The organism is Lichenifustis flavocetrariae (genome assembly GCF_026130545.1).
GTDB lineage: Bacteria > Pseudomonadota > Alphaproteobacteria > Rhizobiales > Beijerinckiaceae > Lichenihabitans > Lichenihabitans flavocetrariae.
This window is the reverse complement of record NZ_JAMOIM010000009.1, coordinates 101,062-127,957: the sequence shown is the minus strand read 5'-3', so window position 1 is coordinate 127,957 and position 26,896 is coordinate 101,062. Positions and strand designations below refer to the sequence as shown.

27 protein-coding genes and 1 tRNA gene are annotated in these 26,896 nt (G+C 60.8%); 19 read left to right on the top strand and 9 right to left on the bottom strand.

Going from position 1 to position 26,896, the window contains the following annotated elements:
- The first annotated feature begins 38 nt into the window (after positions 1-38).
- The gene (locus M8523_RS15085; RefSeq protein ID WP_282585706.1) at positions 39-323 is read left to right on the top strand and encodes an usg protein; all 285 of its coding nucleotides are present in this window, start codon (positions 39-41) and stop codon (positions 321-323) included.
- Between the two features lie 6 nt (positions 324-329).
- Here the strand turns inward: M8523_RS15085 and radC are convergent, their stop codons facing one another.
- The gene (gene radC / locus M8523_RS15080; protein WP_282585818.1) at positions 330-1,037 is read right to left on the bottom strand and encodes a RadC family protein; all 708 of its coding nucleotides are present in this window, start codon (positions 1,035-1,037) and stop codon (positions 330-332) included.
- Positions 1,038-1,121: 84 nt separating this feature from the next.
- On the bottom strand, positions 1,122-1,943 hold the full coding sequence (gene map / locus M8523_RS15075; protein ID WP_282585705.1) for a type I methionyl aminopeptidase: 822 nt from the start codon (positions 1,941-1,943) through the stop codon (positions 1,122-1,124).
- A gap of 367 nt (positions 1,944-2,310) precedes the next feature.
- Between map and M8523_RS15070 the strand changes: the two genes are divergently transcribed.
- From M8523_RS15070 to mazG, 11 genes are all read left to right on the top strand, one after another.
- Entirely contained in the window at positions 2,311-2,961 is a 651-nt protein-coding gene (locus tag M8523_RS15070) for an FkbM family methyltransferase (RefSeq protein ID WP_282585704.1), read from the top strand.
- Between the two features lie 70 nt (positions 2,962-3,031).
- Positions 3,032-3,784 (top strand): competence/damage-inducible protein A, encoded by a 753-nt coding sequence (locus M8523_RS15065; RefSeq protein WP_282585703.1) that lies wholly within the window; start codon positions 3,032-3,034, stop codon positions 3,782-3,784.
- A 25-nt stretch (positions 3,785-3,809) separates the two neighbouring features.
- Positions 3,810-4,313 (top strand): xanthine phosphoribosyltransferase, encoded by a 504-nt coding sequence (gene gpt / locus M8523_RS15060; protein WP_282585702.1) that lies wholly within the window; start codon positions 3,810-3,812, stop codon positions 4,311-4,313.
- 58 nt (positions 4,314-4,371) lie between these two features.
- A tRNA-Leu gene (locus M8523_RS15055) sits at positions 4,372-4,458 on the top strand.
- Between the two features lie 290 nt (positions 4,459-4,748).
- Positions 4,749-5,381, top strand: coding sequence for a DUF1275 family protein (locus M8523_RS15050; RefSeq protein WP_282585701.1), 633 nt, complete (start codon positions 4,749-4,751; stop codon positions 5,379-5,381).
- Between the two features lie 303 nt (positions 5,382-5,684).
- Positions 5,685-5,996 carry a hypothetical protein gene (locus M8523_RS15045; RefSeq protein WP_282585700.1) on the top strand — a complete coding sequence of 104 codons (312 nt, stop codon included), beginning with the start codon at positions 5,685-5,687 and terminating at the stop codon, positions 5,994-5,996.
- A gap of 136 nt (positions 5,997-6,132) precedes the next feature.
- A complete protein-coding gene (cysS, locus tag M8523_RS15040; protein WP_282585699.1) occupies positions 6,133-7,515 on the top strand; it encodes a cysteine--tRNA ligase in 1,383 nt (460 codons plus the stop codon).
- A gap of 39 nt (positions 7,516-7,554) precedes the next feature.
- Positions 7,555-8,025 carry a GNAT family N-acetyltransferase gene (locus tag M8523_RS15035; protein WP_282585817.1) on the top strand — a complete coding sequence of 157 codons (471 nt, stop codon included), beginning with the start codon at positions 7,555-7,557 and terminating at the stop codon, positions 8,023-8,025.
- The gene (cimA, locus tag M8523_RS15030; protein WP_282585698.1) at positions 8,025-9,614 is read left to right on the top strand and encodes a citramalate synthase; all 1,590 of its coding nucleotides are present in this window, start codon (positions 8,025-8,027) and stop codon (positions 9,612-9,614) included. Before M8523_RS15035 ends, cimA begins: the two co-directional genes overlap by 1 nt.
- A 331-nt stretch (positions 9,615-9,945) precedes the next feature.
- The gene (locus M8523_RS15025) at positions 9,946-10,599 is read left to right on the top strand and encodes a cold-shock protein (protein WP_282585697.1); all 654 of its coding nucleotides are present in this window, start codon (positions 9,946-9,948) and stop codon (positions 10,597-10,599) included.
- 80 nt (positions 10,600-10,679) lie between these two features.
- Entirely contained in the window at positions 10,680-11,549 is an 870-nt protein-coding gene (gene mazG, locus M8523_RS15020; protein ID WP_282585696.1) for a nucleoside triphosphate pyrophosphohydrolase, read from the top strand.
- Here the strand turns inward: mazG and hflX are convergent.
- The 7 genes from hflX to dusB form a co-directional block, all read right to left on the bottom strand.
- Positions 11,491-12,882 (bottom strand): GTPase HflX, encoded by a 1,392-nt coding sequence (gene hflX / locus M8523_RS15015; protein WP_282585695.1) that lies wholly within the window; start codon positions 12,880-12,882, stop codon positions 11,491-11,493. The two genes, mazG and hflX, sit on opposite strands and share 59 nt — an antisense overlap.
- 22 nt (positions 12,883-12,904) lie before the next feature.
- Positions 12,905-13,165, bottom strand: coding sequence for an RNA chaperone Hfq (gene hfq, locus M8523_RS15010; protein WP_282585694.1), 261 nt, complete (start codon positions 13,163-13,165; stop codon positions 12,905-12,907).
- Between the two features lie 125 nt (positions 13,166-13,290).
- On the bottom strand, positions 13,291-14,658 hold the full coding sequence (ntrX, locus tag M8523_RS15005) for a nitrogen assimilation response regulator NtrX (RefSeq protein WP_282585693.1): 1,368 nt from the start codon (positions 14,656-14,658) through the stop codon (positions 13,291-13,293).
- Positions 14,659-14,662: 4 nt separating this feature from the next.
- Entirely contained in the window at positions 14,663-16,909 is a 2,247-nt protein-coding gene (locus M8523_RS15000) for a sensor histidine kinase NtrY-like (RefSeq protein ID WP_282585692.1), read from the bottom strand.
- 209 nt (positions 16,910-17,118) lie between these two features.
- Complete coding sequence (gene ntrC / locus M8523_RS14995) at positions 17,119-18,597, bottom strand: nitrogen regulation protein NR(I) (RefSeq protein WP_282585691.1); 1,479 nt, start codon at positions 18,595-18,597, stop codon at positions 17,119-17,121.
- A 12-nt stretch (positions 18,598-18,609) separates the two neighbouring features.
- Positions 18,610-19,785, bottom strand: coding sequence for a two-component system sensor histidine kinase NtrB (locus M8523_RS14990; protein ID WP_428350608.1), 1,176 nt, complete (start codon positions 19,783-19,785; stop codon positions 18,610-18,612).
- A complete protein-coding gene (dusB, locus tag M8523_RS14985; RefSeq protein ID WP_345894251.1) occupies positions 19,769-20,755 on the bottom strand; it encodes a tRNA dihydrouridine synthase DusB in 987 nt (328 codons plus the stop codon). Before dusB ends, M8523_RS14990 begins: the two co-directional genes overlap by 17 nt.
- Positions 20,756-21,080: 325 nt before the next feature.
- On the opposite strand from dusB, the gene M8523_RS14980 reads away from it, so the two are divergent.
- The 7 genes from M8523_RS14980 (at position 21,081) to M8523_RS14950 (ending at position 26,809) form a co-directional block, all read left to right on the top strand.
- A complete protein-coding gene (locus tag M8523_RS14980; RefSeq protein ID WP_282585689.1) occupies positions 21,081-22,277 on the top strand; it encodes a bifunctional 2-C-methyl-D-erythritol 4-phosphate cytidylyltransferase/2-C-methyl-D-erythritol 2,4-cyclodiphosphate synthase in 1,197 nt (398 codons plus the stop codon).
- Positions 22,278-22,283: 6 nt separating this feature from the next.
- Complete coding sequence (locus M8523_RS14975) at positions 22,284-22,793, top strand: CinA family protein (protein WP_282585688.1); 510 nt, start codon at positions 22,284-22,286, stop codon at positions 22,791-22,793.
- A gap of 291 nt (positions 22,794-23,084) precedes the next feature.
- A complete protein-coding gene (locus M8523_RS14970; RefSeq protein ID WP_282585687.1) occupies positions 23,085-23,219 on the top strand; it encodes a hypothetical protein in 135 nt (44 codons plus the stop codon).
- Positions 23,216-23,788, top strand: a complete 573-nt coding sequence (locus tag M8523_RS14965; protein ID WP_282585686.1) for an OmpA family protein — start codon at positions 23,216-23,218, stop codon at positions 23,786-23,788. Before M8523_RS14970 ends, M8523_RS14965 begins: the two co-directional genes overlap by 4 nt.
- A gap of 174 nt (positions 23,789-23,962) precedes the next feature.
- Complete coding sequence (gene tssB, locus M8523_RS14960; protein WP_282585685.1) at positions 23,963-24,523, top strand: type VI secretion system contractile sheath small subunit; 561 nt, start codon at positions 23,963-23,965, stop codon at positions 24,521-24,523.
- Positions 24,523-26,067 carry a type VI secretion system contractile sheath large subunit gene (gene tssC, locus M8523_RS14955; protein WP_282585684.1) on the top strand — a complete coding sequence of 515 codons (1,545 nt, stop codon included), beginning with the start codon at positions 24,523-24,525 and terminating at the stop codon, positions 26,065-26,067. The genes tssB and tssC overlap by 1 nt, the downstream gene beginning before the upstream one ends.
- Before the next feature lie 259 nt (positions 26,068-26,326).
- Entirely contained in the window at positions 26,327-26,809 is a 483-nt protein-coding gene (locus tag M8523_RS14950; protein ID WP_282585683.1) for an Hcp family type VI secretion system effector, read from the top strand.
- Positions 26,810-26,896: the final 87 nt, after the last annotated feature.

Genomic DNA, 26,896 nt, shown 5'->3' with positions numbered 1-26,896 from the left:
AACCAGGACATGTAATCGATCGAACGAAAGGTGGGTCCATGACACTGACGCCCAACGCCGTCGCTGACCGTCTGGCTCTTTTATCGGGCTACGGGCTGACCACCGCCGAGATACTTTACCGGCTTCCGGACCACCCACGTATCCTGCAAACCTACATCTGGCAGGACTACGACATCACCCCCTCGTTTCCGGCCCTCAACAAATTCCTGAATTTTTGGCGCGAGACCCTCGAAGGCGCGCTCTACACGGTGCGGGTTGACCACGCCAAGATGCTGCGCCGCTCGGAACTGCGCATGGTCGGCGCAGAGTTCAGGCTCAATTGATTTCGGTTACATCAGCTTGAGCTTACGCAGGCTTGCATAGCCATTACGGCCAACGATGATGTGGTCGTGTACCTCTATCTCCATGGTCCGCGCTAGGCTCACGATCTGCTTGGTCATGGAGATGTCCGCCTGGGAAGGCGAGGGGTCTCCCGAAGGATGATTGTGGACAAGGATCAGGGCTGTCGCGCCGAGTTCGAGGGCACGTTTGATGATCTCACGCGGATAGACAGGCGTGTGGTCGATTGTCCCGGTTCCCTGGACTTCATCTATGATCAGCACGTTGCGTTTATCGAGAAACAGGATGCGAAATTCTTCCCGTTCAACGAACGCCATGGCCACGCGACAATAATCAATTACCGCGGCCCAAGAACCGAGTACCGTTCGATCTGCCACCGACCCTTTTACCAGTTGCTGAGCAGCCGCTGCTACGATTTTCAGTTCGACGATCGCCGCATCACCGAGTCCTTTGATCTTTTTCAGGCGCTGTGGCGATGCCGCAATGACTTCGGCTATAGATCCAAAATGCTCGATTAAGGCTTTTGCGAGTGGCTTCAGGTCACGGCGCGGGATGGCTCGAAACAGGATCAATTCGAGCAATTCGTAGGAGCCGATACCTTTTGCGCCTGCGGCCAAGAAGCGCTGCCGGAGCCTGTCACGATGCCCCTCGCGATGGTCTCGCGACTTCTCTTCGGGTTCCACCACGGGACACGGCAGCTCCGAAGCCGTCGTCTCTGCTCCCTCTGAAAGCGGCCTGTCGGCGAAAAGCGGAGCTTCGTCGAGGCCGCTCACGCCGCGGCTCTATTTGTAGGTTGGTTGATGCAGCCCGGCCGGCGACAAAGTGAACACTTCGACGCCGGACTCGGTGACACCGATCGTATGCTCGAACTGCGCCGAAAGCGACCGATCACGCGTGACAGCCGTCCAGCCGTCGCTCAACACTTTGACATGCGGACGTCCGAGATTGACCATCGGCTCGATCGTGAAGAACATGCCAGGTTTAAGGACCGCGCCCTCACCGCGATACCCGTAATGAAGAATGTTGGGCTCGTCGTGGAACAGGCGCCCGAGGCCGTGGCCACAAAATTCCCGCACGATCGAGCAGCGCTCGCCTTCGGCATACTCCTGGATGGCGGCGCCGATATCCCCCGTCGTGGCACCTGGCTTGACCGCCGCGATGCCGCGCATCAGGGATTCGTAGGTGACTTGAACCAGCCGCTCCGCACGCCGGGGAACGTCCCCCACGAGATACATGCGGCTCGAATCTCCGTGCCAGCCATCGACGATCAACGTGACGTCGATATTGACGATATCGCCGTCACGCAGCGGCTTGTCGTCCGGGATCCCGTGGCAGACAACGTGATTGATGGACGTGCAGATCGACTTGCGAAACCCTCGATAATCCAGAGACGCCGGATAGGCGCCATGATCCATGGCGAACTCGAACGCGAGCTTGTCGAGCGACTCTGTCGTGACCCCCGGTCGAACCGCCTCGGTCAGCAGGTCAAGCGCCTCGGCTGTAAGGCGTCCGGCCTTTCGCATCGGCTCGAAATCGGAAGCGCCGTGCAGCTTGATCTGGCCCGTTTTCCGAATCGGAGCCGATATTGCGTCAACGAAAGTCATGGTGCTCGGGAATTGGGCTAACGGGGACTGTCTCGTTCAATGTAAGCAAAAATGAAAGATTCACAACGGCGCGAACCTTCTCCTGGCCGCAACGCTGAGGTGCTGTCCCAGAACACGGCGGTCTCGCCCCTTGTGCCGCAAGGGATTGGGGGCTTACACAATGTCTCGACGGAGAAGAATGTCAGCTTACAACGACCTTTCGCCCTTTGGACTTCACGCGCCGCACGGGCTTGTCGCCAGGGTGCTGCGCGTCACGCGAAGACGGCCGGTATCATGGTTGGGCCGTCGCCTGGGCTTTATCTGCCGGACAGCCGGGATCGCGCTTTTGCGTGGGAAACCGCAGGATGTCGATGCCCTAGGTGCGCGGATGCGATTGTACCCGGCCCACAATGTTTCCGAGAAGAACCTCCTGTTCACGCCGCACCTGTTCGACCCCGAGGAACGCACGGTTTTGGCGGCGCACTTGCGGGACGGGTTCACCTTCATCGACGTCGGCGCCAACGTGGGCGGTTATAGCCTGTTCGTCGCGGCCATGGCGGGGCCTCATGCACGGATTCTCGCCATCGAGCCTCAACCTGAAATCTTCGAGCGGCTGACCTACAACGTCAGCCAAAATCCATTCGCCAGCATCAAGGCGCTCGAGTGCGCCGTTACAGACCAGGACGGTGATATCACGCTGTTCTTGGATGCGGCCAACAGCGGGGAGAGCTCGACGCGCTTCGTCAGCCCGCAAGGTCGGCGGAACTCCGTTCGTGTGCCCAGCAAGGCGCTGAGCACGATCATCAAGGATGAACAATTCGACGTTCTCGACGCGCTCAAGGTCGATGTCGAAGGAGCCGAGGATTTGGTTCTCGACCCCTTCTTTCAAACGGTCGAACCCCGGCTCTGGCCGAAGCTCCTTATCGTGGATAACGGATCGGGCCCGGCGACGCGCAAGATCGCTGCGCTCGGAGGCGGGAGAGCTTATCGGCTCATGTTGCAAACTCGCAGCAACAACGTCTACCAGCGGGCGACCTGAGCCTCATCCGCTGAGATCGCTTGTTCGTGCTCGGGATCGAGCGCTAGAACACGTGGGTCCGGAGACTGTCATGACGTCGAATTCCAGTGTCACCGCTTCTATTCTCGTCATTGGCGACGAGATCCTGTCGGGCCGAACCAAAGACAAGAACATCGGCTACATCGCCGAGCACCTGATGACGATGGGCATCGAGGTTCGGGAGGTCCGCATCGTGCCGGATGTCGAGGCCGAGATCGTTGCCGGCGTCGATGCTTTGCGGCATCGCTACGACTACGTCTTCACGACGGGCGGCATCGGGCCCACGCATGATGACATCACGGCGGACAGCATCGCCAAGGCGTTCGGCGTACCGATCGCCGAGGATCCGCGCGCCATCGAACTGCTCCTGCAACGGATCAAGCCCGAGGATCTCAACGAGGCGCGCCGCCGAATGGCTCGGATCCCGGACGGCGCCGAGCTTGTCCAGAACCCGGTTTCCAAGGCGCCGGGCTTCATGATCGGCAATGTGATCGTGATGGCCGGTGTGCCTAGCATCATGCAGGCGATGCTCGACGACGTGACGCCGCGCCTCAAAACCGGCACGCCGTTGACGATCGAGACCGTTGATGCTCTCGGGCTTCCCGAGGGTGCCTATGCGACACCGCTCGCGACCGTGGCGCAAGCATTTCCCGGCGCCTCGATCGGGTCATATCCATCCTTCCGGGACGGCACATTCCACAATCAGATCGTCGTTCGGGCGCGAGACCCGCAACAAGCGGCCGCCGCCAAGCAGCAGATCCTGGCGGCCCTCGCCGAACTGCCCGGCGCCCGCGCGATCTCCTGATATCCCGACCTCCGGATCCGATGCCATGAGCGAGCCCCTATCCCCCAAAGCTTTCCCGGTGTCCTGGGATCAATTTCATCGCGATGCGCGCGCCTTGGCGTGGCGCCTCAGCGCAAACGGGCCCTTTGACGCGATGGTGTGTATCACCCGCGGGGGTCTGGTGCCGGCCGCGATCGTCTCGCGCGAGCTCGGCATCCGCCTGATCGAGACCGTTTGCATCGCCAGCTACCACGATTATCAGACCCAGGGCGGCTTGCAGGTCATCAAGACGATCGCAGACAGCGTGAGGGCGCTCGGCGACGGCAGGAAGGTGCTGGTCGTCGACGATCTCGTGGATACGGGCAAGACTGTTCAGGTGGTGCGCGACATGCTGCCGGCCGCCCATTATGCCACCGTCTACGCCAAGCCGTTGGGCCGTCCGTTGGTGGACACTTTCGTGACGGAGGTGTCACAAGACACCTGGATCTACTTTCCTTGGGATCTTGGCTATTCATTCCAGCCACCGATCGCCAAGGATGCAAAGGGGTAGTTCCGGACCCCTTGCGACGGGTCGGGTCGGGTGACATAAGCGGCCGCTCCAGGTCGTCGCGGACGTGGTGGAATTGGTAGACACATGGGACTTAAAATCCCCCGCCTTTACCGGTGTACGGGTTCGAGTCCCGTCGTCCGCACCAACTCGTTCATGCGCGTGAGCCTGGAACGATCCAAATCCTAATCGAGATGACAGACACGGTCGGTCGTGACACGGCTTAGGCGTCGTGGTTCATACGCTGACAGCGGTTGCAATGTCGGCTCGAAGGACCGTCACCCTTCGGAACACCTGCGTGTTTGATCGTTCTTCCCGCCCCCGATATTTCCCAACCGCTTTCCCACCGATTGAAGCGCGGAGACCCTCGGGACTGACCGCCGCCAAAGACGTGACGTCGCTTGGCAGTGCGCCGGCGGCCCTGAAGCAATCGCTTGCATGATCGAAGAGCGCCGCTGGGTTCAAGCCCTCCTGATCCTCACAGTCGCGATGGGCATGCTCGATGCCATCAGCTTGCTGCATCTAGGCACGTTCACCGGCTACATGACCGGGACGGTGATCTTGATCGGGATCAACGTGTCGCAGGGCGCGTCTTTGGCCGCGCCGTCCCTCGTGGCGCTTGTCGCCCTCTTGCTCGGCGGCGTCGTCGGCGGCCGACTGGTCCGGCGGCGACATTCGCCACCCAGGCTGGTTGCCGATATCGTTCTCGGCGTGGCTGCGCTCGTCGCGCTTGCTGCCGGCCTTGCGGTCGAGGCAAGCGTGTCAGATCACATGCTCGTCGTCGCGATCCTCGGCTTCTCCATGGGGTTGCAAACCTCTGCCACGCGCCACGCTGGTGTCGCCGACATGGCGATGCCAGCCGCGACCATGGTGCTCCACGGCCTCGCGCACGACAGCCGTCTTGCCGGCGGAACGTCCCATCGCACATGGCGCCGCGCCGGAATTCTATTCGGCCTGCTCGGGGGCGCGGCGCTCGGCGCTATATTGTCAAGGGACCACATATGGGTCGGCCTTGGCGCAGCTTCCCTGGTGCTGAGTGCTGCCGGCTTTGTACTGCGAAGAGATCGCTAATTTTTGATCACCCGGTTCAAACCGTATTGAGGCAGCCTCGAAGCTCCTCCATCAGGTTGACGACCAAGTGGAAAACACTGGCCGAGCTCGTGAATTGCCGCCCTAGGTTTCTTGGTTGCCATCCAGAAACCTAAACTTGGCATGCCGTTCAAAGCCGCTGGTTTTCAGCCGCACGCTGTGTCATCTTTATGTCTCGGTCAACGTCTAACTTGATTCGGGCACAACTAAAAGCCTGCGGCTGCATTGGGCCGGGACGGAGATGCCAAAAGGCGCGTATTGGCCGTATGAAACGGGGAGAACAGCATGCTCGTGACCGACATTCTTCACTCCTGTGCTCATCGGCATGTCGCCGAAGCGGCGATTGCCTCGATTGGTGGTGAGTTTGCGGCGACCGTACGACGTCGCGCCGACGGGGAAGGTCGCTCCGTCGGAGATTTTACCTCTCACCAGGTCAAGCAATTTTCGGTGCGTGCGAGTGAGCGGGACTGGCGGTCGGTTGCGGCGCAGATGCGTGGTGACGATCTTGCTCTGCTGTCCGGTCTTCGCGTCGTCATGACGCGAATGATGAATGATGACGCTTCGGGCTCTTACGAACGATCGGCCGAGCGGGCGTAACATCGGTCCTTGGTTGTGGTGGTTTGACCTTCATGGCATAGCGTGCCTGTGGACGGTCTTGGCCACCTGATCGGAGAGCCTGGAGAGACCGGCTCATGTTCATCGGGGTTCGACCGAGGCATGATATGGGTCACCGATGGTGTTGCGCTTCTATGATACGCTAAGGCGGCACAAAAGCGATTTTGTGCCGATCGACTCTAGCAATGTGCGTGTCTACGTGTGTGGCCCGACGGTTTACGATCGCGCGCATGTCGGTAACGCGCGTCCGCTCATCGTCTTCGACGTGCTCTATCGCCTGCTCCGTCACGTCTACGGGGCCGGGCACGTGACTTATGTCCGCAATATCACCGACGTCGACGACAAGATCATCGCGCGCGCGGCCGAGCGCGGTATCAGCATCGAAAGTTTGACAGAAGAGACCGCGCGCGAATTTGAAGAAGACGTCGGACGTCTCGGTTGCCTGCCGCCCTCGGTCGAGCCGCGCGCCACGGCTCATATTCCGGAGATGATCACGATCATCGAGCGTCTGCTCGCCGCGCATCATGCCTACGAGGCTGAGGGGCACGTGCTGTTCGACGTGGCGTCCATGCCGTCTTATGGCGGCTTGTCGCATCGCAGCCTCGACGACATGCTGGCCGGCGCCCGGGTGGAGGTCGCTTCGTACAAGCGCGGTGACGCGGATTTCGTGCTGTGGAAGCCCGCGAAGGCAGGCGAGCCCGGCTGGGAAAGTCCATTCGGCTACGGACGCCCCGGCTGGCATATCGAGTGCTCGGCCATGAGCTGGCGATATCTCGGCGAGACATTCGACATACACGGCGGAGGTCTCGATCTGATCTTCCCGCATCATGAGAACGAGATCGCCCAATCGTGCTGCGCCTTCGATCGTCCCGCGATGGCCCGAACCTGGATGCACAACGGCTTCCTGCAGGTCGAAGGCGAGAAGATGTCGAAATCGCTCGGCAACTTCATCACGATCCATGACCTCCTGGAAACCGATACGTTCGGGGGCCGCCGCTGGTCCGGTGAAGTCTTGCGCCTTGCCATGCTGCGCACCCATTACCGACAGCCGATCGATTGGACCGTGCGAGCGCTTGAAGAAGCTGAGCAGACATTGGATCGCTGGTACACGGTCCTCGAAGGGCAGGGGGCACCTGAAGCAGTTCCGACGACCTCGCGCTTCGTCGAAATGCTGGGCGATGATCTCAACACACCGGCCGCACTGAGTGAGCTCCATGGCTTGTTCTCGGCCGGTCGATTGGCCGAAGCGTTCGCCTGCGGTAAATTGCTCGGTGTCTTTGGTCACTCAGCGGCGGAGTGGCGAGCCCTCACTGAGGTCGAGGCATCCTTGGACGATGCCACGATCGAGGGCTTGATCGCGGACCGTCTTGAGGCGCGCCGGAACCGGGACTGGGCAGAGTCGGATCGCATTCGCGATGACCTAGCGCGGCGAGGAATCATTCTGAAGGACGGCAAGGATGGCGTCACCACGTGGAGCCTGGCACGCAAGGGAGCCGCTTAGGTGAATGCGACGGAGACGCCGCGCATCGCACTCCGCCCGATGCTTCCCGGCGATGTGCCGGTACTGGCCGCTCTCTTCGTGGCCAGTATCGAGGAACTGACGGAGGATGATTATTCGCCGGCCCAACAAGCGGCGTGGGCCGCTTCTGCGGACGACGAGCCGGCCTTCGCGGCACGCCTCAACGGCCTGCTGACGATCGTCGCAACACTCGATGGCGAACTGGTGGGCTTCGCTGCGTTGAAGGCGCCGGACCATGTCGACATGCTCTATGTCCGTCCGGACGCGGCTGGGCGAGGGATCGGAACCAGCCTCTGTGAGGCGCTCGAGAAAATCGGCCAGGGCAGGGGGGCAAAGGCCTTCACGGTTGACGCAAGTGACACGGCGCAGCCCTTCTTCGCCAAGCGAGGCTACGCATCGGTGCGACGCGAGACCGTCTCGCTCGGCGATGAATGGCTGGGACGCACCGCCATGCGCAAGACACTCGCACCGACAGACGAAACGCGACACTGATGCGGGAACGGCTTTATCTGTTCGACACCACGCTGCGCGACGGTGGGCAGACCACAGGTATCGATTATTCGGTCGAAGACAAACGCCAAGTCGCCGAGCTGATCGATAGTCTCGGCATCGACTATATCGAGGGCGGCTACCCGGGCGCAAATCTCACCGACACGCAGTTTTTTGCCCACCGGCCAGGTCTCCGAGCCCGATTCGCGGCGTTCGGCATGACAAAGCGGGCAGGGCGGTCGGCTGCGAACGATCCGGGCCTAGCTGCCCTGCTGGCGGCCGATGCGGACGCCATCGTGCTTGTCGCTAAGGCATGGGATTATCACGTCGAACTCGCGCTTGGGATTTCCCTGGATGAGAACCTTGCCGGGATCAGAGACTCCGTCGCCGCATGCCGGGCGGCCGGGCGGGAAGTCATGCTCGATGCCGAACATTTCTTCGACGGCTACAAGGCAAATCCAAGCTACGCGCTAGACTGCATCAAGGCTGGTTACGATGCCGGCGCCCGCTGGCTCGTGCTGTGCGATACCAACGGCGGAACGCTGCCTCACGATGTCACGGAGATCGTCACCGCGGTCTGTTCTGTGATGCCCGGCTCGCATGTGGGGATCCATGCACACAACGACACCGACAATGCGGTCGCGAATTCCCTGGCGGCCGTGCGGGCGGGCGCGCGGCAGATTCAGGGTACGCTGAACGGCATCGGTGAGCGCTGCGGCAATGCCAATCTCGTGTCGTTGATCCCATCGCTCGTCCTGAAACCCGAATTCGCTGCGCGCTTCGAGCTTGGCGTCTCGGAGCGACAGCTCGCCTCACTGACCAAGGTTTCGCACGCGTTCGATGAACTCCTAAACCGGGCGCCGTACCGGCATGCGCCCTATGTGGGCGCCAGCGCCTTCGCCACCAAGGCAGGCATTCATGCATCGGCCGTCGCCAAAGACCCACGAACCTACGAGCACGTTCCGCCGGAGACCGTAGGGAACACCCGTAAGATTCTGGTGTCGGACCAGGCTGGCCGCTCGAACATCCTGGCCGAATTGGAGCGCCTGGGCGTACCCGTGCAAAGAGACGATCCCCGGATCGCCCGGCTTCTGGACGAGGTGAAGGAGAAAGAGGCGCTTGGCTACGCCTACGAGGGCGCCGACGCGTCCTTTGCGCTCCTGGCACGCCGGGTGCTCGGCAAGGTGCCGGAGTTCTTTGATGTTGAGCGCTTCAGCGTTTCGGTGGAACGCCGGTACAATGCCGCGGGCGAGCGCGTGACCGTTTCCGAGGCGATCGTCAAAGTGACGGTGGATGGCGAGAGCCTGATCTCGGCCGCCGAAGGGAATGGGCCGGTCCATGCACTAGACCTCGCACTGCGCAAGGACCTCGGTAAATACCAGCGCTATATCGGCGATCTCCAACTGCTCGACTACCGGGTGCGGATCTTCCAGGGTGGGTCGGATGCGGTGACACGCGTGTTGATCGAATGCGGCGACTCGGAAGGACGGCGTTGGTCGACCGTCGGTGTCTCAGCAAACATTATCGATGCCTCGTTTCAAGCGCTGGTCGATTCGATGACCTACAAACTTCTTTTAGCGGGAGCCGAGTGAAGCCAGCCTGCATCGCACTCCCAGGACTTCACTCCTCATGTTCCATAATATATCTTATGCGAATAGGATCATAATTGAGGTGGGTGTTCCTGCCTATCCTGCATGGACCAACTGGTCAGAAATAGCGTCGCAACCGCCGGTAAGCCGCTAGGAATTCGTCCCGCTTTATGCCACAAATGGTGTGATCGTTCCGGGGTGTGCTCAGAGTAGGCTTTGAGCACGGTCAGGTGGGGTCGAAACGGGTCAAGCCAGCTGATTTTCGACACGCGAGCATTGGTTTCAGTGGCGATTAGGACGGGGCCTCGTATTTTGGTGAAGACGAGCGGATAGCATGAGCAAAGGTAGAGATTTTCGAGGCCCCCGGAAGCGCGGCTTCGATGACGACGGTCCCGCCCCGTATGAACCTCGTCCCGCCAGGCCCGCACGTGGTTTCGGTGGTGGCGGTTTCGGTGGTGGCCCAGACATGATGGCCGCGCCCCCCTCGGCACCTGCTGTGGATGCGGTCGTTAAGTGGTTCAAGGGCGACAAGGGTTTCGGCTTTGTCGAGCTTTCGAACGGCGCTGGCGACGCTTTTCTGCACATCGGCGCACTGCAATCGGCGGGCTACGAGACGGTTCCACCTGGGGCTCGCCTCAAGGTGCAGGTTGGCAGCGGAGCCAAGGGCGCTCAGGTGACGCGCGTGCTGGAGGTCGATACGGCCGGCGCGGCCGAGCGTGCCCCCCAGCGTTCCATGGATGCCCCACGCGGTCCACGCCGGGCGCCCGACCCGTCCACCGCGGTCCAGGTGTCCGGCAAGGTCAAGTGGTTCGACGACACGAAGGGCTTCGGCTTCGTGTCGAGCAACGACGGCGGCAAGGACGTCTTCGTTCACATCTCGATCCTTGGTCCGGCTGGGCTATCGCATCTTGCGGAAGGCCAAGCCGTGTCGATGCGAGTTGTCGATACTCCTAAGGGTCGCGAAGCTCTGTCGATCTCGCTCGGTTGATAAAGTGGGAGCCGTCGCGGCTCCCACTTGGCTTTGATGGGTGAGCTCGTCTCCACTTTCTGCAATGCAAGGTGATGTTCATGGATCGATCCAGGGACATCTCTGCGCTATTGGCTATCATGGTGCGGCTGCGACATCCGAGCGAGGGCTGCGCTTGGGATATCGACCAGACATTTGAGTCGATCGTCCCATATACCCTGGAAGAAGCCTATGAGGTCGCCGACGCGATTGAGCGTCGGGACTATGAAGACCTTCGGGATGAACTCGGCGACCTGCTGCTCCAGGTCGTCTTTCATGCTCGCATCGCGGAAGAGCAGGGTACGTTCGACTTCGGCGACGTGGTTGATGCGATCACGGCCAAACTGATCCGGCGACATCCTCATGTCTTTGGCACAGTCCGCAATCTGTCACCCGCAGACGTCAAGGCACTTTGGGGCGAGATCAAAGCCAAGGAAAAGCGGGAGCGTGGGGAACGCCGAGGTCTGGGTCCGATAGGGTTGCTCGACGATGTGTCGACCAACCACCCTGCCCTCACCCAAGCTCTGAAGCTGCAAGACAAAGCGGCCTCCGTCGGTTTCGATTGGAACGATGTCGGGCTTGTGATCGAGAAGATCCAGGAGGAACTCGCCGAAGTCACGGACGCGCTCGAGCAGCGCGATCATTCGGCGATTGAAGATGAAATCGGAGACCTCCTGTTCTCGGTCGTCAATCTGGCGCGGCACGCTGGAGTCGATCCGGAATCGGCCCTGCGATCAGGTAATAGAAAATTTCGACGCCGGTTTGGTCACGTTGAACGTGGACTGGCTGCCCAAGGTCGCAGGCCCGCCGAAGCCTCTCTCGATGAGATGGAGTCACTTTGGCGCCGCGCCAAACTGGACGAGCCGCCGCGTCTCAACGACGCTCCTGGTCAGAAACCGCCGCCATCCTCGCCTGAGGGAACCGGTGCTTGAAACGGTCCAATATCACTGAGGCAACACGGATGTTCAAGGTGATCACAGCGTCTTGATCTTCTCGTCCCAGAACCTCGCAATGCTCGTAGAGCCAGTGCAGGCCCGCGCCGTCGCTCGCATCCAGCACCAGATCAAAGGTGGACTTCTCAGTCGCAAGGTGTTCCTCGATACGGTCGAGGAGAGCCGCACAGCCCTCTCCGGTCAGAGCTGAGATCAGGACTGGGCGATCGACAGCCGCGACTGAGTCGAGAACCGAAAGGCGTTCTTGCCGTTGCTGCTCATCGAGCAGATCGAGCTTGTTCCACACTTCGATGATACGGCCATGATCATTGGCATTGATCCCGAGCTCAAGCAGGATGGCTCCGACATCCTCGCTTTGTGCCCGCGTGTCGGGATGCGAGATATCTCGGACATGCAGGATGACGCTGGCTGACACAACCTCTTCGAGGGTCGCCCGGAAGGCCGACACCAACATCGTAGGCAGGTCGGAAATAAACCCAACGGTGTCGGACAGCACCGCCTTGCTCCGATGTGGCAGTTCCAGCAGCCGTACAGTGGGATCGAGCGTGGCGAACAGCATATCGTCCGCCAGGACCGTCGCTTGCGTCAGGCGATTGAAGACCGTGGATTTCCCAGCATTCGTATAGCCCACGAGAGCGATGACAGGGAATGGAACATCTTCCCTCTGTTTCCTATTGATCGCCCGTGTCCGCCGCACCTGATCCAGGTCGCGCTCAATCCGGCCGATCCGCTCTTGAATGAGCCGCCGATCGGTCTCGATCTGTGTTTCGCCGGGTCCACCCAGAAAGCCGAAACCGCCGCGCTGCCGTTCCAGATGGGTCCAGGATCGGACCAAACGCGACTTCTGGTACTCCAAATGAGCCAATTCGACCTGGAGAGACCCTTCGCGGGTTCGCGCCCGACGGCCAAAGATCTCCAATATGAGACCCGTACGATCGATGATCTTGCACGAGAACGCGCGTTCGAGATTGCGTTGCTGGACTGGCGATAAAGCGCAATCCATGATGACCAGCGACACGCCTTCGTTTGTTATCTCTTCAGCGAGCTCAGAGATTTTGCCGGTTCCAATGTAGGTCGCGGGCCGGATCTCGGACAAGGTCACGATTTTTCCGGCCAGGACGTCAAGGTCGATTGCCCGAGCCAGGCCGACAGCCTCATCGATCCGTGCAGTCGCAGAACGCTCCGAGGCCCCTCGCCCGGTTTCGCCGCTGCGGCGACGCTCGTTGAGATAAGGCCCGACCACAATTGCCCGGGTTGCGGAAGCCGTTGCGCGTGCCGCGTCGGCAAAATGGACGAGTCCTTGATCACTCAAGCGGAAGTACGTCCTACCATGCTCAATGCTTGTCGCTCTGGGTCACGTCCTCGGCGGCCTCGAACATCTGAATTGGATGTCCCGGCATGACGGTCGAAATGGCATGTTTGTAGACGAGTTGCGCGTGACCGTCGCGGCGCAGGAGAACGCAGAAGTTGTCAAACCATGTGACGACGCCCTGCAGCTTAACCCCATTCACCAGGAAGATGGTTAAGGGAACCTTATTCTTACGGACGTGGTTCAGGAACGTGTCCTGCAAGTTTTGCGCGCGTTCAGCAGCCATGTTGTTCTTATCCTTGGTGGTCGCTTCGATTGGACTCGAAGCCTCCACTCTATTGCAGGGTCAATCGCTTGAATACCCCCTGAAGGGCGACGTCCCGTCCGTTAAAGATGTCAGATGAGCGCAGCTCAGTCGATGCCGAGAGACTTCAGTTTGCGATGAAGCGCCGACCGTTCCATACCGATGAATTCCGCGGTCCGCGAAATATTGCCGCCAAAACGGCTGATCTGAGCCACGAGATATTCCCTCTCAAAAGCCTCGCGGGCATCGCGCAAGGGTAGGCTCATGAGGCGTTCCCCCCCTGCCCCGCTCGGCGTGGAAGGAACGAGCGCGCCCACCTCTGACGGAAGCATGTCGGCCGTGATCTCGACCTCGGAATCACCCGTCGCCAGGATCATGAGCCGTTCCACGTTATTGCGGAGCTGGCGGATGTTCCCCGGCCAGTCATGAGATTGCAGGACAGCCATGGCGTCGGCCGCGATGTTGCGGCGCGGCAGGCCACTGGTGAGCGACACCTGATCCATGAAAAAGGTAATCAGTTCGCTGATATCCTCGCGCCGCTCCGACAAGGAAGGGACGCGGATCGGCACGACAGAGAGGCGGTGGAAGAGATCCTCGCGGAACGTTCCGGCCGCGATCCCCTCGGCGAGATCCCGACTTGTCGACGACATGATTCTCACATCGACATGGACGCGAGTGGTCCCGCCGACACGAAGAAAATTCTGGTCGACGAGAACGCGGAGGATCTTGCCTTGGGTCTCCTTCGGCATGTCCGCGACTTCATCGATATAGAGCGACCCCCCATGAGCCTCTTCCAAGGCGCCGACCTTGCGGCTCCGCCCCTCCACGGCTTCTGTTCCGAAGAGTTCGACTTCCATCATGTCTGGAGTGATGTTGGCCGCATTGATGACGATGAAGGGTGACGAGGCGCGGGACGACGATTCGTGAATCATCCGCGCCGTCAGTTCCTTGCCGGACCCTGGCGCCCCCGTGATCATCACACGGGAGTTGGCCGGTGCCACGCGCTCGATCGTTTGCCGCAGGTGATTGACCGCACTCGACTTACCGACAATGCGATTCGGCGTATGCGACTGGACTCTAAGATGCGTGATTTCCCGCTTCAGGCGCGATGCCTCTAGGGCACGATCCGCGACTAATACGAGGCGATCCGCCTTGAACGGCTTTTCGATGAAGTCGTAAGCGCCAATTTTGATCGCCGAAACAGCGGTCTCGATATTGCCATGGCCAGAAATCATGACAACCGGCAGCGTCGGGTGCTGCTCCTTGATAATCTCCAGCAATTGCAGGCCGTCGAGCCGTGAGCCCTGGAGCCAGATGTCCAGAAACACAAGATGCGGACGTCGTGCCCCGATCAGCGTGAGAGCCTCGTCGGAGTTCTTGGCCGTTCGGGTTCCATGGCCTTCGTCAGACAGGATGCCCGACACGAGTTCTCTGATGTCAGTCTCGTCGTCAACAATGAGAATGTCGGTTGCCATCAGGTCAAGCCTTATTGATCATTGGTTCAGAAGCCTCGAGAGACGTGGGTCGGATCTTGGTCGGGCCGTGCACTGGCCAGAACAAGCGGACCCTCGCACCCCCGCCGCTCTCTCCCTGGCGGTCGTTGTCCAGCAGCTCCAGGCCGCCGCCGTGATCCTCAAGGATCTTCGCGACGATCGGGAGGCCGAGGCCGGTTCCTTCCGCTCTGGTGGTCATGTAGGGCTCAAGAAGCCGCTGACGATTTTCCGTGGGAAAACCTTTTCCATTATCGTCGACATCGATCACCACCGCACCGTCCTGAACCGTCAGCGCCACCGTCACGATTCCGGGGCGCTCACGTTCTGGATCGAGGCCGGCGATTCCCTCTGTCGCGTTCTTGACGATGTTCGTGAGCGCCTGGGTGAGCAGGCGGCGGTCGAATCGAGCCACGATCGCCTCGTCGGGCAACTTTTCTTCGAACGTGATGCCTGGGTGACCGACCCGCATGAGGAAAAGCACCTGTTGAATGCATTTCGTGAGGTCGTCCTCTTCGAGGGTTGCCTTCGGCATCCTGGCAAACGACGAAAATTCGTCGACCATGCGTTTGATGTCGTCGACCTGACGGATGATCGTTTCGGTACACTGGTCGAAGACATCCCGCCCTTCCACGATCACGCGGCCATACCGGCGCTGGAGGCGTTCGGCCGAGAGCTGGATTGGCGTCAGAGGATTCTTGATCTCATGCGCGATTCGCCGAGCGACATCGGCCCAAGCTGAAGTGCGCTGTGCCGAAACGAGGTCGGTGATGTCGTCGAGAGTCACGACGTGGCTCTGGTCGGAGCGCGCGGAAGCTTCGGCAGTCACCCGGACATTGAAGTTCCGTTCACGGCCACTGCGCACCAACGTCACCTGGGCCTGATACATCCGGTGGCGGGATGCCTTCGCGTCTTCCATCATGGGAGCCAGTTCAGGAAACTTGTCCGCGAAAGGTTGGCCTACAGCCCCCTCCTCCGCCTGATCCAGCGACAGCAGTTTGCGCGCGAACGGGTTCAGAACCGTGATGATGCCTGTCGCAGCGACGCCGATGACGGCCGCCGGAACGCCCGACAAGACGGCTTCGGTGAACATTCGCCGCTCGTCGATCACCCGGCTTGCCTCGATGAGCCGGTTCTGGTGGTGGCGCAGTTCCGAGGTCATCTTGTTGAAGGTTTCCCCCAAATGGGCAAGGTCACCTTCCGCACGCCGCACCGGAACCTGGACATAGAGATTGCCGGACGAGACTTGATCTGTCGCATGGATGAGCCGGCGGATCGGAGCGACGAGCGTGTTTGCGAACGACAGCCCGAGCCAGATGGCGGACAGGAGCATGATCAGCGCCAGCAGGGCGTACATGCTGATGAATGCGAGTTGGATCGACCGTCGATGCTGATCGAAGGCATCATAGAGACCGATGATATTCTGCGCCTGTTCATCAAATTCGACCGCGAAAGGGTCTACGGGCCGGCCAAGATAGAGGTAGGTGTCGTCAAACGAAGGAAGGACCCGCAAGGCGATGAAGGTTTTGCCCTCGTCGAGCACGAAGCAGACCGGCTCCTTGCTTTTCGCGTCGTTGAAGTCCGCGGCACTTGGCGTGACCACCTGGGCGGGACGGCCCGTGTCAACCTTGGCGATGACAGTGCCGTCACCCTTCATCATGACGGCCGTCGTGAACCCGAGAAAGTGGACCCGCGAGGCGAAATAGTTCTGAAAAAAGCTTCGGTCGGTGAAACCGACCTTGGCGCGATCAAGGTCGGATGCGGTCAGATCCGATTCGCGTAGAAGCGAATGACATTGAGTTTCGCGATAGAGGCGGGCCGCATCCGCCGTGTGTGAGATGAAGCCCCGCACGTCCTGCATGAAAGCCGGATAGAGCCCTCGCTCCAGGGTGACCGAACCGACGACCGCCATGATGATGGCCGGGACCGCCGCAATGATCGAGAACAAGCCGATGATGTAGAGATGCAGCCTCGCGCCCGCGGCGCGGGCACGCCAAGCTGCCACGATCCGCAGCGTCTCCACGCTGACCAGGACGAGAAGGATCAACACGATCACGGCATTGGCCATGAAGACGTCGATCACGACGGCATCCGTCGGCATGATCGGCGTGTAACCCGTGAACACCGCGAAGGACGCGAGGGCCAGGATCAAAGCCAAACTGACGATGACACGTCCCAGGCGCGGCGCGAAACGCCGCTTGATTTGCGGCATCACCGTCGAGTCGGTGGCTGACATTCAAGCTCCGGACATCGGCATCCGCTGTGAATGCAGAACGGGCTGTTCCCACCCAGGGCGCGGCTCACCGCGAAGGCGCGTTGCATTTGGGTGTCAGTGTTGCTGAATTACGACGTTTTGAGGGCGTCAGATCGAGTTACTGTCCGAAGACGATCGATCTGGCTGGGCTCTTCGATGTTTGCAGGACCGGCGGGATTGCTCCGCTGTCTTCAGCGCGGGGCGCGCATCAGGCGGATATCGAGCTCCCGCACCTTCTTGCGCAGCGTATTGCGGTTGAGGCCTAACAGCTCCGCCGCCTTGATCTGGTTGCCGCGCGTTGCCGCCAACGCGGCGGAAACCAGCGGCACTTCCAACTCCCGCAGCACCCGATGATAAAGACCGGGCGGCGGGAGGTGGTCGCCATGCTGCTTGAAGAGATCGGCGAGATGGCGCTCGACGGAGCCCATCAACCCTCCCTCGTCGCCCACGGTCATCGCCTTGCCCGGGAGCGATCCGGCGTGGGCGTCGCTCATGGACGCTGGCGAAGGCTGATCCATGCCGAGCTCGGCCTCGACCAGTTGCGCCGTGATGAGATCGTGAGGATAGAGCGCCGTGAGGCGGCGCGTCAGGTTTTCCAGTTCACGGATGTTGCCCGGCCAGCGATACCGCTTGAGTCGGTCGAAGGCGGCGGCATCCATATGTTTGAGCGGGAGCCCTTCGGTCGCCGCCAATTGGAAGAAATGACGCGTGAGATCGGGAATGTCTTCGGTACGTTCCCGCAATGGAGGAAGCCGAAGGGGTACGACGTTCAGACGAAAGAACAAGTCCTCGCGAAACAATCCCTGTTGGATCGAGATCCGAAGATCCTTGTTCGTCGCCGCGACGATGCGGACATTGGTCTTGATCGGCGTGCGACCGCCGACCGTGGTGTATTCGGCCTGCTGCAGAACACGAAGCAATCTGGTCTGAGCTTCCATCGGCATATCGCCGATCTCGTCAAGGAACAGGGTGCCGCCTTCGGCCTGCTCGAAGCGTCCGGCCGAGCGGGTGTTGGCGCCCGTGAAGGCGCCCTTCTCGTGCCCGAACAGTTCGCTTTCGATGAGGTCGCGCGGGATCGCCGCCATATTAATGGCGACGAAGGGCCCGCTCTTGCGCTTGCCATAATCATGCAGCGCGCGCGCCACCAACTCCTTGCCGGTCCCGGATTCGCCTGTGATCATGACAGTGAGGTCGGTGCGCATCAACCGGGCAAGCGACCGGTAGATCTCCTGCATGGCTGGGGAACGCCCGACGAGCGGCATGCCCTCAAGCTCTGGATCCTTGACGGCTGGCAGACGGTTGCGGGGCTCGCTGAGTGCCCTTCCAACGATCGCAACGAGTTCCTTGAGGTCGAACGGCTTGGGAAGGTAGTCATAGGCCCCGCGCTCGGAAGCCTTGATCGCGGTCATGAACGTGTTCTGGGCGCTCATCACCACGATGGGCAGATCCGGCCGAAGCTTCTTGATGCGCGGCAGCAGTTCAAATGCATTCTCGTCCGGCATGACCACATCGGTGATCACGAGGTCGCCGTCGCCCGCCTGGACCCAGCGCCACAGAGACGCCGCAGTCGCGGTTGTCCTCACATCATAGCCGGCGCGCGAGAGCGCCTGGCTCACCACAGTGCGGATTGCCGTGTCATCGTCAGCGACGAGGATGTGGCCATTTATCATTAAAACACCTTCCTAAACCTTCGACCGTTCCTGCCGCACGTCGGAGTCGCTCCGACCATCGCGAGCCGCGAACATTGGCATCAGGACACGGAACGTGGTGCGCCGCGGATGAGATTCGCATTCGACGATGCCCCCATGGTCGCCGATGATCTTGGCCACCAGTGCAAGTCCAAGGCCAGTTCCCGACGCCTTGGTGGTGACGAATGGATCGAAGAGGTGGCGCCGGATATCGTCCGGAACGCCGTGCCCGTTGTCACGCACACAGAACTCGAGAGGCAAGCTGACGGGGGTGCGTGATCCCGGTGTTCGGAGCCTCACGCCGGGGCGAAATGCCGTCGAGAGTTCAATTTCCCCGTCGACAGCGTCGGGCCCAAGGGCCTCGGCGGCATTCTTGACGAGATTTAGGAAGACCTGGATCAGCTGGTCCCGGTTGGCGTGGATATGCGGCAGCGAGGGGTCGTAGGACTCTTGAAAGCGCACATTGCGGGCAAACCCGGCTTGGGCCACACGTTTCACATGGTCGAGCACCACATGGATGTTGACGCTTTCCCGGTCGACAGGCCGATAATCCGTGAAAGCTTCCATGCGATCGACCAGCTTCACGATCCGGTCGGTCTCCTCGCAGATCAGCCGCGTGAGGCTGCGGTCCTCGTCGCTGACCGCCGTCTCCAGCAATTGTGCCGCGCCGCGAATGCCGGATAACGGGTTCTTGATCTCGTGGGCCAGCATGGCGGCGAGCGCAGAAACTGAGCGGGCTGCTCCCCGATGTGTCAGCTGCCTGTCCATTTTGTCGGCAATTGTGCGTTCCTGAAGCACAATGACGATTGAGTCGCCGGCGTCTCCCATTGGCGCGACATGGATGTCGACCATGCGGTCCGGCCCGAGTCGCGGCGTGCCGAGGTCGACACGATGCTCTTTCATGGCTGAATTGCGCAGCTTGACCTGATCCACCAGGGCAAGGAGCGGTGAGCCGAACGGCAGCAACTCGGCGAGGCTGTGCCGGATCATCATGCCCCGACTCATGTCGAAGAAGCTTTCCGCCGCGGCGTTGGCGTCGATGATTGCGCCGTGAGGATCTACCGCGATGACCGCATGCGGGAGAGCGTTCAGAACGCTTGCGGCGTTCTGAGCGAGGGTCGTCGGGTTGTGAGGATTAGGCATCTCGGCGAGCTCAAGCAGCGCGTGCATCGTGTCGCTCTCCAGGATCTTCGGCAAAAACCTGATCGAGGGCGGCGAACACATCGGCAGGTGTTTCACTGCGAACAAGGCGGGCGCGCATCCCGTCCTTTTCGGCCGGGTCTATCTCCGCATGCGTGACATAGGCCGCGAGATGCTTGCGGGCGTGCCGAAGGCCTTTCTCAGTCCCGAAAGCGCTCAGCAGCCATTCGTAGTGACCTCGAGCCGCCAGGGCTCGCGCGGCAGCCGAAACCGGCCTACGGGTTTGTCCTGTGGCCAGGCTTTCCGAAATATTCCCCACGATCCACGGTTGACCAACCGCGGCGCGCCCGATCATCACCGCTTGTGCGCCGGAAGCCGCTATCATTCGGTTGGCGTCATCGGCATTCGCGCAATCACCATTCACGACAACGGGAATGCGCACGGCTTCGGTCACACGTCGCACGGCCGGCCAGTCTGCCGCCCCTTTGTAGAACTGGCATCGTGTCCGCGCGTGAACCGCGATCATCGCGACGCCTTCCTGTTCTGCCCGACAAGCGAGGTCCGGCGCGTTGCGAGAAGCATCGTCCCACCCGAGCCGCATCTTGACCGTGACCGGGATCGAGACGGCCGAAACGGTGGCTCGGATCAACTGCAAAGCCTGGGGAAGGTCACGCATGAGTGCTGAACCGGCCTCCCCGCCTGTGACCCGCTTTGAAGGACACCCCATGTTGATGTCGATCCACGTGGCGCCGCTGCCCTCCGCGAGACGCGCCGCTTCGGCCATATCGGCGGGTTGGCAGCCGGCGATCTGCACGACGTGAGGAGACATGCCGTGTCCCTCGGCCCTGATACGGTGCTCCGTCTCACCTCGGGCGAGCCCAGGTGCCGCCACCATTTCGCTTACCGTGAAGGCGGCGCCAAACTGTTGCGCCACGCGTCGCATACCAAGGTCAGTGACACCAGCCATTGGCGCCAAAACGGCCAGCCCGTGGATCGCCACAGATCCTATCGACCATGTCTGTGAACCCGCCACACGGTTCAAAGCTTATCTCCCGGTTGCGAAACAGCCCCGCCCTTCATCAGCCTTCCCCACACTTAGTGAACGATCGAGCCGATTTTCGTGAGGCGGTGAAAACCATCAGCATCCTTCGGGCGGCCGCGATTGAGGTCGTGCCCGCATCATAGGCAGCAAGCAGATTGATTACACAATAGTCAATTGCTGCAGCACAGCAAGCAAGCGATTGGCAAGCTTGGAACGATTCGCATGGAGGTTTGACGCAGGCCGGAAAACAGGGGAGAAGCCCGTGGTACCACACGGGTTCTGAATGGCCGGATCATCTCACATTCTTGTCGTTGCGGCGGGCAGAGGATCGCGGGCAGGCGAAGGCTTGCCGAAGCAGTATAGGTCTGTGGCCGGCGAACCACTTCTCACGCGCACCTTGCGTGCGATGCTGGCCGACCCGAGCGTCGAGGGTGTGACACCCGTCATTCACCCTGATGACGAGGCGCTGTTCCAGCAATCGGCGTCGATCCTCAATGGCGCGGGATCAGGCCGCCTCGGCGCTCCAGCGCATGGTGGCGCGACCCGGCAGCAGAGCGTTCATGCCGGCCTTGAGGCGCTCGCACGCCGTAACGGCCCAAAGCCGGACATCGTGCTGATCCATGACGGGGCACGACCCTTCTCGTCCCCTGCCCTGATCAAACGCGCTGTGCGGCACGCCCGACTGCATGGTGCTGCGGTGCCCGGCTTCCTTGTGACCGACACGATCAAGCAAGTGTCGTCCGACGGCGCCGTTGTCGGAACCCCGGACCGACGAGCCTTGCGGGCCGTGCAAACTCCGCAGGCCTTTGCCTTCGATCTTATCCTCGACGCCCACCGCCAAGCGAGTGAAGCCGAGCGCCACGACCTGACGGACGATGCAGCTGTGGCCGAGTTCGCCGGTCATCAGGTCTTTGTTTTCGAGGGCGAACCGGAGAATACCAAGATTACGACCCTTGATGATTTCGCGCGCGCGGAAGCGCGCATCCAGTCTTCCCTGCTCGACGTACGCGTGGGCCAGGGTTATGACGTGCACGCTTTCGCCCCAGGTGATCATGTCTGGCTTGGCGGCATCAAGGTGCCGCACGACCGCACCCTCTTGGGCCATTCTGACGCCGACGTTCTCCTGCATGCGATCACGGACGCGATTCTGGGTGCGATCGGTGACGGCGATATCGGCGCCCATTTTCCGCCCAGCCAGCCGCAATGGAAAGGCGCAGCCTCGGATATCTTCCTCAAGGATGCCATGGCCCGAGTTGCCGCGCTTGGCGGCATCGTGGCCCATATCGACGCCACATTGGTCTGCGAACGCCCCAAGATAGGTCCTCACCGCGACGCCATCCGTGAACGCATCGCGGCGATCACGGGACTCTCAATCGGCCGTGTCGCCGTCAAGGCCACCACCTCTGAACGCCTCGGTTTTACCGGTCGTGAGGAAGGAATCGCGGCCCTGGCCATCGCCACCGTACGGCTTCCGGTTTAGAGGCCCGTGAGTGGTCCTTTCGCCGATCACGAACTCGCGCGCGCCGCAGACCTTATCGCAGCATGCCGTACGCGTGGCTTCCAGATCGCGACCGCCGAATCTTGCACGGGCGGGCTTGTCGCTGCCCTCCTGACCGAGGTGACCGGATCCTCCGCGGTCTTTGATCGTGGATTTGTCACCTATTCCAACGCTGCGAAGCACGACATGCTCGGCGTGCCGCAAGATACGCTTGCGCATTTCGGTGCAGTTTCGGCTGAAACCGCGGAGGCCATGGCCCGAGGGGCCATCGACCGCTCCGGTGCCGCTCTCGCCGTAGCCATCACGGGGATTGCGGGTCCGGGTGGTGGTTCGGTGGAAAAGCCGGTCGGTCTTGTGTTTTTCGGGCTTGCGCGACGAAAGGGCGACGTTCTGACGGTTGAACGGCGTTTCGGTGATCTCGGCCGCAACGCCGTCCGGCGCGCCGCACTCGACCAGGCCCTGCAGCTGCTCGAGCAAGCATCTGCGGCTCAGGTCTGAAGTGCGGGAAGCAATTCAAGCCCCCTGACGCGCGGCTGCCGAGCGATCAAAACGCTCCCGCGCAGATCACCTTCGACGATCGTGCCGCCCCCATGAGACTCCGCGACGACGCCTCTGAACTCCTAGGGTGGCGAGTGTGAGCCGCGTCACTGTTCTCAGTGCGATCCTGCGCTTAGATGGCGCCGCTGATGTCGTTCCAAGCAGATGCAAGAGCGAGCTATCGACCTTGCGAAATGTAGCGGCTTTCTCAGCAGACACTTGTTGAAGAACAGACAAGTCGGGGTCCGATCGATGAAAACGGCTCTTACCCATTTGGGTGTCACAGTCGCGCTCTGCGTGCTGCCGTTGAATGCCTCGGCACATAAAATCATCGGGGCGGCGCTGGCTCAGTTCGCTCAGCCAACCGACGTGCAGATCACCAAATGAAGATCGCCGGGCTTCTGGCGCGCGAAACTCTCGCGACGACCCTCGTGTGGCTCGCACCACCTCTCACGGCCGCGAAAGCCTCGTCGCGTGATCTCCATCTCCCCACCCGCTCGCTAACCATGCCGAGCCAAGAGATTTCGACCAGCTTGCGCGACATCCGGATGTCCGTGATCGATACGGTGGCGGTTCGCGAGACGCCAGCAGAGATCCATGTCGAACTACCGGCAGACATCCTGTTTGACTTCGACAAGGCGGTCATCCGCGAAGCGGCGCAGCCTGCCTTGGCGTCGGCGGCCGCGATCTTGCGCGCGCATACGGCCGGGTCCGTCGAGATCCACGGTCATGCGGATGCGAAGGGCAGCGACGCCCACAATCTGCCCCTGTCGCTCAAACGGGCCGAGGCCGTGCGCCGATGGCTTACTGATCGCGAGGGCCTGCGCGTCGATCATCTGAAGACCGCAGGCTTCGGGTCCCGCCGACCGGCTGTGCCGAATTTCAAGCCTGATGGGTCTGATGATCCCAACGGCCGGCAACGGAACCGCCGTGTCGAGATCATCATCGAGAAATAAGGCCAATGCCATGCCTTCCATGCTGCAAAACAGTTCCGGCCGCAGGCTCTATTCCGCACGTGACGGCCCATTTGCAAATTGACGACCGCCCCAAATTTGTCTTCAATGCGGACGCATTTTCGGCGGCAAAAAACGCGTAAATCTTTCTTTTTATTCAAATTACCGAGGCACTACATGGTCTCAAACAGCGGGCAAAGCTTCATCAAGCGGAATCGCCCCCCGCGCGTGCACATCACTTATCAGGATCCTTATGACGCCGACGTCAAGGTTGAATTGCCTTTCGTCACCGGCGTTCTCGCGGATCTGTCCGGCAATACACCCGGCGTCGAGAAGAAAGATCTCGAAGAGCGCAAGTTTCTCGACATCGACATGGACAATTTCGATGCCCGCATGGGCGAGTCCGTCAAGCCGGGCATTGCCTTCGCGGTGCCGAACAAGCTGTCGGACGAACCGGGCGAGAAGCTTTCGGTACAGCTGAATTTCCGAAAGATGGACGACTTCAGTCCGGCCGCAGTCGCGCGGCAGGTCCCGGCTCTGGCGAAATTGCTCGAAGCGCGGGAGCGTCTGTCCAACCTTCAGCGCTTCATGGATGGGAAAGCCCAGGCTGAACGCGAACTGAAAAGTCTTCTCCGCGATCCGAAGCTGATGGAGGCCCTGAGGCAGCTCGGAACATCCGATGCGGCAATGGCCGAGGCAAGGGCCTTGGCCGAAGCCAAAGACAAGGAGGCCGAGTGATGGCGCAAGCAGGCGAAGAAACCGTCGCGACCGCGGCCTCTGCCAGCGAACTGGCGACCACTCAGGACGCGGGAGAATTCTCATTCCTGAAAGAGCGGTTTTCCGTTCTCAAGGACAGCTTCAAGCCACGCACCGAACGGGCGCGGATTGAAGTCGAGGGTGCCATTACGACTCTCGTGAATGAGGCCTTGGCGGATAGCACCGTGATCAAGGCCGACGTGCTCGACACGATCGAGGAAATGATCGCCCGGATCGATCAGAAGCTCACGGCGCAGATGAATGAAATCCTGCATGCGCCGGAGTTCCAGCAGCTCGAAAGCGCTTGGCGGGGACTGCACTACTTCGTCTTGAATTCCGAGACGGATGCGATGCTAAAGATCAAGTTCCTGAACGTCTCCAAAAAGGAACTCGGCCGCAATCTGCGTACCAGCTACCCCGGTGCCAAATGGGACCAGAGCCCGCTGTTCAAGGCGATCTACGAGAATGAGTTCGGCATCCTCGGCGGCCAGCCCTATGGCTGCCTGATCGGCGATTTCGAATTCACGCATCTGCCGACTGACGTGCAACTCCTGCGCGACATCAGCAAGATCGCCGGCGCGGCGCATGCGCCCTTCTTCTCGGCCGCGAGCCCCACCCTGATGGGCATGGATTCGTGGACGGAACTCGGCAATCCGCGCGATTTGAGCAAGCTCTTCGACACGGTGGAATATGCCGGATGGAAGGGTTTGCGCGAACAGACCGATTCGCGTTACGTCGGACTCTGCATGCCGCGCGTGCTGGCGCGACTGCCCTATGGCGCCAAGACAGAACCGGTCGAGGAATTCGCCTTCGAGGAAGAGACCGACGCGCATGCGGGCACGAAATATGCCTGGATGAACGCCGCCTACGCCATGGGCGTGAACATCAACCGAGCCTTTAAGGAAAACGGCTGGTGCACACGCATCCGGGGTGTCGAGTCGGGTGGTGAGGTCATCAACCTGCCCTCGCACACGTTCCCGACCGATGATGGCGGCGTCGACCTCAAATGCCCGACCGAGATCGCCATCAGCGATCGGCGCGAGCATGAACTCGCCAAATCCGGTCTCATCCCGATCATTCACCGCAAGAACACCGACAAAGCCGCTTTCATCGGCGCGCAATCCGTGTTCAAGCCCCGCAGCTTTTCCGGGCCGAAGGGGGTGGAGGCCACCGCATCCGACAATCTCTCGGCGCGGTTGCCCTACATGTTCGCGGTGTGCCGCTTCGCGCATTACTTGAAGGTCATGATCCGCGACAAGGTCGGCAGCTATCGTGAGGCGCCTCAACTCACACGCTGGTTGACCGAGTGGATCAACGAATATGTCGATGGCGATCCCATCAACTCCAGCGAACTGGACAAGGCGCGAAAGCCCTTGGCGGCGGCCGCGATCGAGATCGTGCCTCTTGAGGAAAACCCCGGCTATTACTCTGCCAAATTCTTCCTTCGCCCGCATTTCCAGCTGGAAGGCATGGATGTCGGCTTGAGCCTCGTCTCGAAAGTGCCGGAGAATATGCTGGCCAAATAATTGGCTGCAAACCTTGGTTTACGTGACCTCCGTCACATCGAAGATGCCGGGTTTAACATAGAAAGAAGGGGTTCCGCAGAGGCGGGGCTCAACAGGGCAAGAGAGCAGATAGCAGAGTTTGGTGAAATAGACCTAGCTTCTTTCACTGAGAGCTGCATCTGATACTTTTGTTCTGAAGAAGTATAAATCGAATATATTGAACTAAATTTTAACAGAGATCCGTGCGACAGTTGTCGCCAACCATACTTGGAGCAAGACAATGGCTGTAGACATTCTCCTCAAGCTTGACGGCGTCAAGGGCGAGTCCAAGATCGACGAGCACAAGGAGGAAATCGACGTTCTCTCCTGGTCCTGGGGCGCGTCGCAGAGTGGCACGACCCACACCGGCAGCGGCGGCGGTTCGGGCAAGGTCGCGGTGCAGGACGTCCATATCACCAAATATCTCGACGCGGCGTCCTCGACCATCATGCGGTTCTGCTGCAACGGCAAGCACGTCGCCAAGGGGACGCTGCTGGTCCGCAAGGCTGGTGAGAAACCGGTCGACTATCTCAAGCTCGACATGGAAGAGATCATCATCACGAGCGTCACCACAGGCGGATCGGGCGGCGAAGACCGTTTGACCGAGAACATTTCGCTCAACTTCGCCAAGTTCAAGTTCGAATACTTCACCCAGGAAGATTCCGGCTCGAAGGGCAAGAGCGCGCCGCTCAGCTGGGACATCGCCGCCAACAAGGCCGCCTGAGCCGCTGGTTCAAGTTGAAATCAGCCGCCGGTTTCGTCGGGCCCGCACGTCATCCCTCTCGGGCTCCGTGCAAACTCGATCGATTGC